Source organism: Frankia sp. CcWB2 (assembly GCF_977927585.1).
This window is the reverse complement of the sequence record NZ_CDWRCM010000288.1, coordinates 3,735-4,198: the sequence shown is the minus strand read 5'-3', so window position 1 is coordinate 4,198 and position 464 is coordinate 3,735. Positions and strand designations below refer to the sequence as shown.

1 protein-coding gene is annotated in these 464 nt (G+C 62.9%); it reads left to right on the top strand.

Features of this window, described 5'->3' with window-relative positions; all coding sequences use genetic code 11:
• On the top strand, window positions 1-464 hold a 464-nt coding region (locus tag ACY45C_RS20560), incomplete at both ends, for a radical SAM protein (protein WP_462189194.1).

Sequence of the window (464 nt, the reverse complement as noted above, 5' to 3'; positions counted from 1 at the left end):
CCTGGCAGGCGGCGAACCGCTGATGCACCCGCAGATCGAAGACATCGTGGCAGGCCTGGTGAAACGTAAGGAGTTCATCTACCTGTGCACGAACGCCCTCCTGATCCCACGCAAGATCGACAAGCTGCGCCCGTCACCGTACCTGTCCTTCGCGGTACACATCGATGGCCTCGAGGAACGCCACGACAAGTCCGTGGCCAAGCCGGGCGTGTTCGCCCAGGCCGTGGACAACATCAAAGAGGCGCAGCGCCGCGGCTTCCGCGTCACCACGAACACCACGTTCTTCAACACCGACACCCCCCAGACCGTGATCGAGGTGTTGGACTTCCTCAACAACGACCTCAACGTCGACGGGATGATGCTCTCCCCCGCCTACGCCTACGAGAAAGCCCCCGACCAGGACAGCTTCCTCGGGGTCAAGGAAACCCAGGAACTGTTCCGCAAGGCGTTCGCCGACGGCCGCC